This window comes from Streptococcus sp. HMSC078H12, from assembly GCF_001814615.1.
Classification (GTDB): Bacteria; Bacillota; Bacilli; order Lactobacillales; family Streptococcaceae; genus Streptococcus; species Streptococcus salivarius_F.
Window position 1 is genome coordinate 26,124 of record NZ_KV817306.1, and the last position, 9,282, is coordinate 35,405.

Annotated in this window: 6 protein-coding genes and 2 tRNA genes; 2 read left to right on the forward strand and 6 right to left on the reverse strand. The window is 40.2% G+C overall.

The genetic code is table 11. From position 1 onward, the window contains the following. Position 1 precedes the first annotated feature (1 nt). Together ahpF and HMPREF2979_RS00530 are read left to right on the forward strand one after the other, a co-directional pair. Positions 2-1,534, forward strand: a complete 1,533-nt coding sequence (ahpF, locus tag HMPREF2979_RS00525) for an alkyl hydroperoxide reductase subunit F (RefSeq protein WP_070654595.1) — start codon at positions 2-4, stop codon at positions 1,532-1,534. 172 nt (positions 1,535-1,706) lie between these two features. Further along, positions 1,707-1,777, forward strand: a tRNA-Cys gene (locus tag HMPREF2979_RS00530). An 87-nt stretch (positions 1,778-1,864) separates the two neighbouring features. Here the strand turns inward: HMPREF2979_RS00530 and HMPREF2979_RS00535 are convergent. From HMPREF2979_RS00535 to HMPREF2979_RS00560, 6 genes are all read right to left on the reverse strand, one after another. After that, complete coding sequence (locus HMPREF2979_RS00535) at positions 1,865-2,410, reverse strand: NAD(P)H-dependent oxidoreductase (protein WP_070654596.1); 546 nt, start codon at positions 2,408-2,410, stop codon at positions 1,865-1,867. Positions 2,411-2,497: 87 nt separating this feature from the next. After that, entirely contained in the window at positions 2,498-2,926 is a 429-nt protein-coding gene (locus HMPREF2979_RS00540) for a MarR family winged helix-turn-helix transcriptional regulator (RefSeq protein WP_002886332.1), read from the reverse strand. 132 nt (positions 2,927-3,058) lie between these two features. Next, entirely contained in the window at positions 3,059-3,289 is a 231-nt protein-coding gene (locus HMPREF2979_RS00545) for a GlsB/YeaQ/YmgE family stress response membrane protein (RefSeq protein ID WP_002889604.1), read from the reverse strand. Between the two features lie 19 nt (positions 3,290-3,308). Next, positions 3,309-4,550 carry an aminopeptidase gene (locus tag HMPREF2979_RS00550; RefSeq protein ID WP_070654598.1) on the reverse strand — a complete coding sequence of 414 codons (1,242 nt, stop codon included), beginning with the start codon at positions 4,548-4,550 and terminating at the stop codon, positions 3,309-3,311. Positions 4,551-4,713: 163 nt separating this feature from the next. After that, positions 4,714-9,108 (reverse strand): PolC-type DNA polymerase III, encoded by a 4,395-nt coding sequence (locus tag HMPREF2979_RS00555; protein ID WP_070654600.1) that lies wholly within the window; start codon positions 9,106-9,108, stop codon positions 4,714-4,716. Between the two features lie 51 nt (positions 9,109-9,159). Continuing rightward, positions 9,160-9,243, reverse strand: a tRNA-Leu gene (locus tag HMPREF2979_RS00560). Between the last annotated feature and the right edge of the window lie 39 nt (positions 9,244-9,282).

A 9,282-nucleotide genomic window follows, 5' to 3' on the forward strand; every position in this document is an offset into this window, starting at 1 on the left:
CATGGTCTTAGATAAAGAAATCAAGACGCAATTAGCACAATATTTAAATTTACTAGAATCTGATATTGTATTACAAACAGACTTAGGGGATGACGATAATTCTCGAAAAGTAAAAGAATTTCTAGACGAGATTGCCGCTATGTCTGACCGTATTAGTCTTGAATCAACACATTTAAAACGTCAACCTAGTTTTGGTATTGCACAAAAAGGGCAAAAAAGTCGTGTTATTTTCTCAGGCTTACCAATGGGCCACGAATTCACATCTTTCATCTTAGCTCTCTTGCAAGTTTCTGGTCGTCCACCTAAAGTTGATGAGGACACTATCGAACGTATCAAGAAGATTGATAAACCCATCGATTTAGAAACTTATGTTTCATTAACTTGTCACAATTGTCCAGACGTTGTTCAAGCCTTTAATATAATGGCTGTTTTGAACCCAAATATCACTCACACCATGATTGAAGGTGGTATGTATCAGGATGAGGTCAAGGCCAAAGGTATCATGTCTGTTCCTACGGTTTACAAAGATCAAGAAGAATTTACATCTGGTCGTGCAACCATTGAACAACTTGTAGAAAAATTGGACGGACCACTTGATGCTGATGCTTTCGCTGATAAAAGTGTCTATGATGTTTTGGTTATTGGTGGTGGTCCTGCTGGAAACAGTGCGGCCATCTATGCTGCTCGTAAAGGTTTAAAAACTGGTCTTTTAGCAGAAACCTTTGGTGGACAAGTTATCGAAACAGTCGGCATTGAGAACATGATTGGTACGCTATATACAGAAGGTCCTAAGTTAATGGCCCAAGTTGAAGAGCATACGAAATCTTATGATGTTGATATCATCAAAAGTCAATTAGCTACTAGCATTGAGAAGAAAGAACTTATTGAAGTGACACTGGCTAACGGTGCCGTTTTAAAATCCAAAACTGCTATCCTAGCTCTCGGAGCCAAATGGCGTAATATCAACGTTCCTGGCGAGGAAGAATTCCGCAATAAAGGTGTTACTTACTGCCCACACTGTGATGGTCCACTATTTGAAGGGAAGAATGTTGCAGTTATTGGTGGTGGTAACTCAGGTTTGGAAGCGGCTTTAGATTTAGCTGGTATCACTAAACATGTTACGGTCTTAGAGTTCTTACCTGAATTAAAGGCAGATCAAGTCTTACAAGAACGAGCTGCTAAAACTGATAATCTAACCATTCTTAAGAACGTTGCAACCAAAGAAATTGTTGGTCAAGATCATGTAACTGGTTTGAATTACGTTGAGCGTGATACAAACGAAGAAAAACATCTTGATCTTGAAGGTGTCTTTGTTCAAATTGGTCTTGTACCAAGTACTGCTTGGCTCAAAGATAGTGGTATTGAACTCAATGAGCGCCAAGAAATTATCGTTGATAAATTTGGTTCAACAAATATCCCTGGTATTTTTGCTGCTGGTGACTGTACAGATAGTGCCTACAAGCAAATCATTATCTCCATGGGGTCTGGTGCTACAGCTGCTATCGGAGCATTTGATTACTTGATTAGACAATAATCAAAACTTACGTGTTAGTAATCTGTCTACAACAGTTATAAGTAATATAAAGAGGTTGAATATCTTTCAGCCTCTTTATGATTTTTAATAAGAAATTTGAACAATCAAGCAGTCAATTTGATGAAAGAGACTTGACGAATCTTTTTTTTTTCGATAGAATGGTATCTGTTATGGCGGTATAGCCAAGTGGTAAGGCACGGCTCTGCAAAAGCTTGATCGTCGGTTCAAATCCGTCTACCGCCTTCATAATACGAGGACACCTTAGGGTGTCTTTTTTCATTATTGCATATAAAAATACCCGAAGCTAGAAACCTCGGGTATTCATTATTCTTATTTAATCGCTTCAATCAAAGCCTCCGCTTGATTCTGAAGGTTTTCAAGAACTTCTTCAGTTGCTAGGAATTTCCCATCCGCCCAGGCTGTATCATTTACACGTGTCGCTGTAAAATCGCCAACCACTTGGGTACGGATAAATGGTAACAAGTCTTTGTAGGCATCAAAAAGTTGATTGTGGCCACCATTAGCAACTGATGATACGGTTACAATCTTATCTTGAAGAGCTGATGGCCCTGAAGGATCTGATAGGTCAAGGGCACGGCTCAACCAGTCAAGCAAATTTTTCACTGGTCCAGGAATTGAGAAATTATAAACCGGAGAGAAAATCCAAATTGCGTCTGCTGCCAAGACCTGTTCTCGAACTTCTGCCAAAACTGGAAGAACTGGACTTTCTAAATCCTGATTAAAAACAGGTACTTGACTATAGTCAAGATAAGAAACATTAGCTTTACCAGCTAACATTTTCTCAGCTTCTTCTGCTAATTGGTGGTTAAATGATCCCTTGCGAAGAGATCCAACGATAAATAGAATGTTTTTCATGATACGTTTCCTTTGTATTTCTAATAATTAATATTTACTACTACATAGTAATATATATAATTCCATTAGAAATATAAAGAAATATGCTCAGACATTCTTAAATTTTTTCAGGAGCTCTACCAACTGTGCCTGCTCTTCAGGTGTCAGAACGGAAAAAGTCTCCTCAATAGCTCGCTGATGTGGCGGGATTGCTGCTTGAATAATACGACGGCCCTCATCCGTCAAATCAACCTCGAAAGCACGCTTATCTGTTTGGCAGGCTTCTCGCGTCAACCAACCTTTTTTCTCCATATTTTTAATGACGACAGTCATATTCCCGGAGGTGGCAAGCATGCGGTCAATTAATTCGCCAATTTTCATACGTCCTTTGGCATTAAGCACGTCCATGACACCAAATTGAGTTGGTGTCAAATTAAATTCTTTAAAGGTCTCAGAAACCTTGGCATCGATGGTACGAAAAGCCTTACGCATAACTACCATACTTTTTACAGCCATGTTTTTATCTAAGTCACTCATTTCTAGTCCTTTCCAAATAGATGCTGTTTTTATTACTCTACCACAGTTTTTCTAAAAGTGGTATATGAAAATGAAAAAATAAGAAAAAAGAGTCCTTAGATATCTAACCAATACCTCAGAACTCTTTCATTTCTAACTATTACGATTCCAAAAAAGGGCTAATAAGATAACAGCACCTAGTACTGAAGGAACGATAGCAGTATCTGCTAGCATCGGTCCCCAATTTCCAAAAAGAAGCTGACCAACAAAAGCACCTAGCCATCCAACAAAGGTCTTACCAATACAGCCCATACGTTCACCCCTATTTGATATAGCAGAGGCAATAAGGCCAATTAGAAAACCAACTATCATACTTCCAATCATGAGAAATCCTCCATCACTCTTAGATTACCCAATCCCCATTTCGGAAGATTGGTACACGACTACCATCTTGGCGGATACCATCGATATCCATTTGATTTGAACCAATCATAAAGTCTACGTGTACATCTGAACGATTAAGACCAGCTTCCTTAAGTTCCTCTTCTGTCATGTCTGCTCCACCCTTAACACTGGTAGCATAGGCTGCTCCAATAGCTAGGTGGTTGGACGCATTCTCATCAAAAAGAGTGTTAAAGAAGGTGATGCCTGACTGTGAAATAGGACTTGGATCTGGAACCAAAGCACATTCACCTAGAGCACGCGCCCCATTATTGTTGAAGACGAGATTCTTCATCACCTCATCACCTTGGTCCGCTGTGATATCTACAATTTCACCATCTTTGAAGGTTACCTTGATTCCCTCAATAATATTACCATTGTAGCTTAGAGGCTTTGTGCTTGAGACATAGCCATCTGCACGGCGAAAATCTGGTGCCGTAAAGACTTCTTCTGTTGGCATATTAGGAAGGAAGCTTTCACCTTGCGCATTGATGGCACCTGCAGACTCCCAAACATGGTTTTTAGGCAATCCTAGAGTCAAATCTGTTCCAGGTGCTTGGTAGTGTAAGGCTGAGAATTGTGCCTCATTGAGTAGGCGTGCTTTAGCATCCAAACGGTCAGCATGTTCCTTCCAGGCACGTACAGGATCCTCTTCATAAACACGACAGGTCTTGAAAATTTGATCCCAAAGTAAATCTACAGCTTCCTCATCACTCGAAGCATCAGGAAAGACCTTCTTAGCCCATTCCTTACCAGCTGCAGCAGCTACAGTCCAACTAACCTTATTAGACTGAGTTGCCACCTGCATAGGTTTAAAGGCCACCCCAGTAGCTTTAGCATGAGCAGATAAACGTTCAGGAGCTACACCATTAAGGGCACCTGGATCTGATGAACGAACGCCTAAGCGACTTGCCTTCTTGGCTAACAAATATTCCATTTCAGCTTTTTTATAGGCAGGAACCTCTTCGATGCGGTCCATATCAGCATGCAAGAAGCGCTCGCGATTAATAATATCATCTGACCATTGAACGATTACCTCAGCTGCTCCTAGAGCATAGGCTTCTTTAACTAAGAGATGTGCTAGCTCTGCTTGTTCTACATCAATGCTCAAGGCTACTGTGTGACCAGGTTGTACATTAATCCCATTAGCAACCAGTAATTTAGCATATTTCTCAAGATTTTCTTTAAAATTTGGTAAAACCATGATTAACTCCTTGAAACTATAATTTTCTATCAGTATACCATAAGACGAAGAAAAAGGTTTCCTCTCAGCTTTGGCTTTTTAGCATCACATGCATCCCCCTAAACAAAAAGAGAACGGAGACTGACTCCATTCTCTCAAAGTTGAGGACGATTCTCTTTAGCCATTAAAAGAAATCGTCAAAAAGACTTAATTGATTATCTTCTGGCATATTTCCTAGGATGCCCATTTCATCCAATTTTTCAACCAAGGTTGATGATAGGCCTCCTCGTTTACGCAATTCTGTCTTGGAAAGGAACTCCCCTTCTTCACGCGCAGCAACCACTTGCTTAGCAACGTTCTCACCCAAACCTTCAAGTGCAATAAACGGTGGAATCAAAGTATCTCCTTCAATCAGAAACTCAGTTGCCTGACTCTTATAAAGATCCAACTGACCAAAGGTAAAGCCACGTTCTAACATTTCATTGACAATTTCAAGCGTTGTAAATAAGTCATTTTCAACATTAGTCGCTTCATTTCGTTGGCGCTTCTCCTTAATATCTTCCATTCGAGCTTTAACAGCATCAAGACCCGCAGACATCGTCTTAAGCTCAAATGCTTTAGCTCGAATCGAGAAGTAGGCACAATAGTAATAAATAGGATGGTGCACTTTGAAATAAGCTACACGTAGGGCCATCATAACGTAGGCTGCCGCATGGGCTTTAGGGAACATGTACTTGATTTTACCACAAGATTCAATGTACCAGTCTGGAACATTATTTTCACGCATGGCTTGAATATAGCCATTACGCTCTTCTTCGGAAATCTTCAACCACATCCCCTTACGCACACGTTCCATGATCGTGAAGGCCATCTTAGGATCTAATCCCGCATGCATTAGGTATACCATGATATCATCACGACAACCGATAACTGTTTTCAGAGTGGCGATACCTTCCTTAATCAAATCTTGTGCATTACCTAACCAAACGTCTGTTCCGTGGGACAATCCAGATAACTGTAAGAGTTCCGCAAAGGTCGTCGGATGCGTCTCGTCGACCATACCACGAACAAAGTTAGTCCCAAACTCAGGGATTCCCAACATTCCCGTTGGTGTCCCAATCTGTTCAGGTGTTACCCCTAAAATATCAGTCCCTGAAAAAAGTTTCATTACATCTGGATCATCTGCTCGAATATCTTTTGGATCAATTCCTGATAAATCCTGCAACTTACGAATCATAGTCGGATCATCATGTCCCAGAATATCAAGCTTCAACACGTTCTCATCGATATCGTGGAAGTTAAAGTGAGTCGTCTGCCAGGCAGCCGTTACATCATCAGCCGGATATTGAACAGGTGTGAAATCATAGACATCCATATAATTTGGAATAACAACAATACCACCCGGGTGCTGACCTGTGTTTCGCTTAACACCCGCAGCCCCCATGGCTAAACGATCGACCTCGGCATCACGGTAAAACTTATTGTAATCACGTTCGTAACCTTTAACAAAACCATAAGCCGTCCGATCTGCAACAGTTCCTACTGTTCCGGCACGAAAAGCATATTGCTCTCCAAAAATATCACGAACGTCCAAGTGGGCTGATGGTTGATCATCACCGGAGAAGTTCAAATCGATATCAGGAACCTTATCCCCATCAAAACCTAGGAAGGTCTCGAAAGGAATATCCTGACCATCTTTTTTATATTCCGTTCCACATTCTGAACATTCCTTATCAGGCAAATCGAAGCCAGATCCATAAGATCCATCTGTAATGAACTCTGAGTGTTGACAATTAGGACAGAGATAATGTGGCGGCATCGGATTGACCTCAGTAATTCCAATCATCGTCGCAACAAAACTAGAACCGACAGATCCACGCGAACCAACTAGGTAGCCACGTTCATTTGAACGGTTAACTAGCATCTGCGAAGCCAGGTAGATTACGGCAAATCCATTACCAAGAATTGAAGACAACTCTTTCTCAATTCGCAGGTCAATAATATCAGGCAAAGGATTACCATAGAGCTCAAACGCTCTAGCATATGTCATCTCCGCAACCTGTTCTTCCGCACGATCAATAAAAGGTGTGTACAAGTCTTTTTTAACAACCTCAACCTCTTCAATTTGATCTGCCATAGCTTGCGTATTAGTTACAACAATTTCATAGGCTAAGTCTTTTCCTAAAAAGGCAAAGTCGTCTAGCATCTCGTTAGTTGTCCTAAAATGAGCTTCAGGTAAAGGAGCAGGTTTCGCATTTTCTCCCTTACCAATTGGCCTATTAATCATGGCTCCTTGTCCCAAAGCACGAACAATGATTTCACGATAAATGGCATCCTCAGGGTTGATATAGTGTACATTTCCTGTAGCCAGCACAGGCTTGTCCAGACGATTAGCGACTTCAATCAAATCTCTAATCAGTTGTTCTATAGCCGCCTCATCCTTGATTAAATCCTTTGCAATCAAGGGCGCATAAATTGCCGGTGGCATAACTTCAATAAAGTCATAATATTTAGCAACTTCAACCGCCTTGTCAATACCGTGAGACAAAAGCGTATCAAAAACCTCACCATCAGCACAAGCAGAACCTACAATGATTCCCTCACGATACTCATCTAAGACCGTACGAGGAATACGTGCTACTCCCTCAAAGTATGAGACATTTGATAAACTTACCAACTTAAAGATATTCTTCAAGCCAGTTTGATTCTGAACATACAGCGTCGCATGTTTGACACGAGACTTTTTATACGAATCTTCAGAAACCAACTCCGTATTCAACTGTTCTAGATTAGTCAAACCGTGCTTATCAAACACATCTTTTATGAAGATAAACAACAAACGGCCCGTAGCTTCCGCATCATAATTGGCCATATGGTGATGATCCAAAGCCACACCAAACCGCTTCGTCAAAGGCCCCAAACCATGACGCTTATACTCAGGATAAAGATTTCGTGCAAATTCTAAAGTATCAATAACCGGTTGTGAAATTGTTGGTAACTGATGTCTTTCGTAATTGGCATTCATAAAACCAACGTCAAAGGTCGCATTATGGGCCACTAGAACAGTTCCTTGACAGAATTCTTGAAATTCCTGTAAAACTTGCACTAAAGGTTTAGCACCTTTAACATGATTATCAGTAATACCGGTCAACTCAGTAGTAAATGCAGAAAGAGGATGTCCTGGATCTATGAATTCATCAAATTGCTCAATAATATTACCTTTATGCATTTTTGATGCCGCAATCTGAATCAAATCATTATGAACAGCAGACAAGCCCGTTGTCTCAACGTCAAATACAACATAAGTTGCTTCTTTTAATTCCAAATCCTCAGAATTATAAACAATAGGTACCTTATCCTCAACAAGATTGGCTTCAAGACCAAAAATAGCCTTAATCCCAGCTTTTTTAGCCCTATGGTAGCCATGAGGAAAACTCTGAACATTAGCATGGTCAGTGATGGCAACTGCTGGATGTCCCCAAGAAGCCGCTGTATCAATAAGATCTTCAACAGTTGGCATTGCATCCATAGTCGACATGTTGGTATGCGCATGAAATTCCACACGCTTTTGTCCCTCAGGCATCAAATCCTTACGAGGAGTATGGGAAATCTCTTTAATATCTTGCACATTCATAGTCAGACTATGAGTGAAAGGATTATTCTCGATACGGCCACGAACCCTAACCCAGTTCCCCTTTTTTATCATATCGAACTTAGCGAGCTCATCACTATCTTTGACCCATCGTTGCATAGCAAAACTAGAGGTATAATCAGTTACCTTAAAATTAATAATAATCCGACCCGTCTTTGTTTCACGTTGCTCTACATCAAAAATATATCCTTCAAAAACAACACGATTCTCTTCAGAATTAATATCAACCATTGGCGTTATTTCAGCCTTATCAAAACTAGCTTGACGTTGACTCTGTTTCTCAGCAAAATTTTGTGATGGTTCGGTCACAGGTTTCGGTGCTGGGGCACTTTCAATAATAGATTGAAGCGCCTGTCTAGCCTGAGACTCAGCTTGTTCTTGTAAAGAAACCTTATTTGTTTGGTAAGCCTCTTCTAAAGAAGATGAAGCTTCCTTATCTTCGACAACAGAAATGGATACATCAGATAAACCAACTTGAGAAAGAGATTTAGATATCAAAAAAATAAATCTATCCTGTAAATTTTCCTTTATAATATGCTCTGGAGCCTTAACGAAAATACTGTTATTTGAAATCTTAACCTTTAAATTTGAGAATAAAGAATAAATAGAAAAGTGTGACACTTTTAAACTATCTAAAGCATATGCAAAGTAATCTCCAAGTAAAGAATCATCGCAAGCAGTAGAAACTAAACGAATCTCAAAAGAAGCTTTAGCACCTAAAGAATTAAAAGAAGAGTGAAGTAAACTATCAAAAAGAGCAAAAGACTCATAAGACAGAACACTAGGAAAAGAAAAAACAAAAAACCATTGGCGTTTTGATTTAAATAGCTTTACTATTTCAATAGAACCATCTTTAATTTCTTTAAAAGCATCGTGATCCTCAGGAAAACGAATTTGTTTTAAGAGAAGCTGAAATTTATCAGACATAAAAAATAAACTCCTATAGACAAAAAAACACTCCTTAAGGAGTGTAACTTATACCGGCGGCCGGGGTCGAACCGGCACGTCCTTGCGGACACTGGATTTTGAGTCCAGCGCGTCTGCCAATTCCGCCACGCCGGCAAAGTATAACTGGGGTAGCTGGATTCGAACCAACGCATG

Excerpts from the sequence above, each read along its gene's own strand:
- ahpF (WP_070654595.1), top strand. The coding sequence starts at position 2 with ATGGTCTTAGATAAAGAAATCAAGACGCAATTAGCACAATATTTAAAT.
- HMPREF2979_RS00550 (WP_070654598.1), bottom strand. The coding sequence starts at position 4,550 with ATGGTTTTACCAAATTTTAAAGAAAATCTTGAGAAATATGCTAAATTA.
- HMPREF2979_RS00540 (WP_002886332.1), bottom strand. The coding sequence starts at position 2,926 with ATGAGTGACTTAGATAAAAACATGGCTGTAAAAAGTATGGTAGTTATG.
- HMPREF2979_RS00535 (WP_070654596.1), bottom strand. The coding sequence starts at position 2,410 with ATGAAAAACATTCTATTTATCGTTGGATCTCTTCGCAAGGGATCATTT.
- HMPREF2979_RS00555 (WP_070654600.1), bottom strand. The coding sequence starts at position 9,108 with ATGTCTGATAAATTTCAGCTTCTCTTAAAACAAATTCGTTTTCCTGAG.
- HMPREF2979_RS00545 (WP_002889604.1), bottom strand. The coding sequence starts at position 3,289 with ATGATTGGAAGTATGATAGTTGGTTTTCTAATTGGCCTTATTGCCTCT.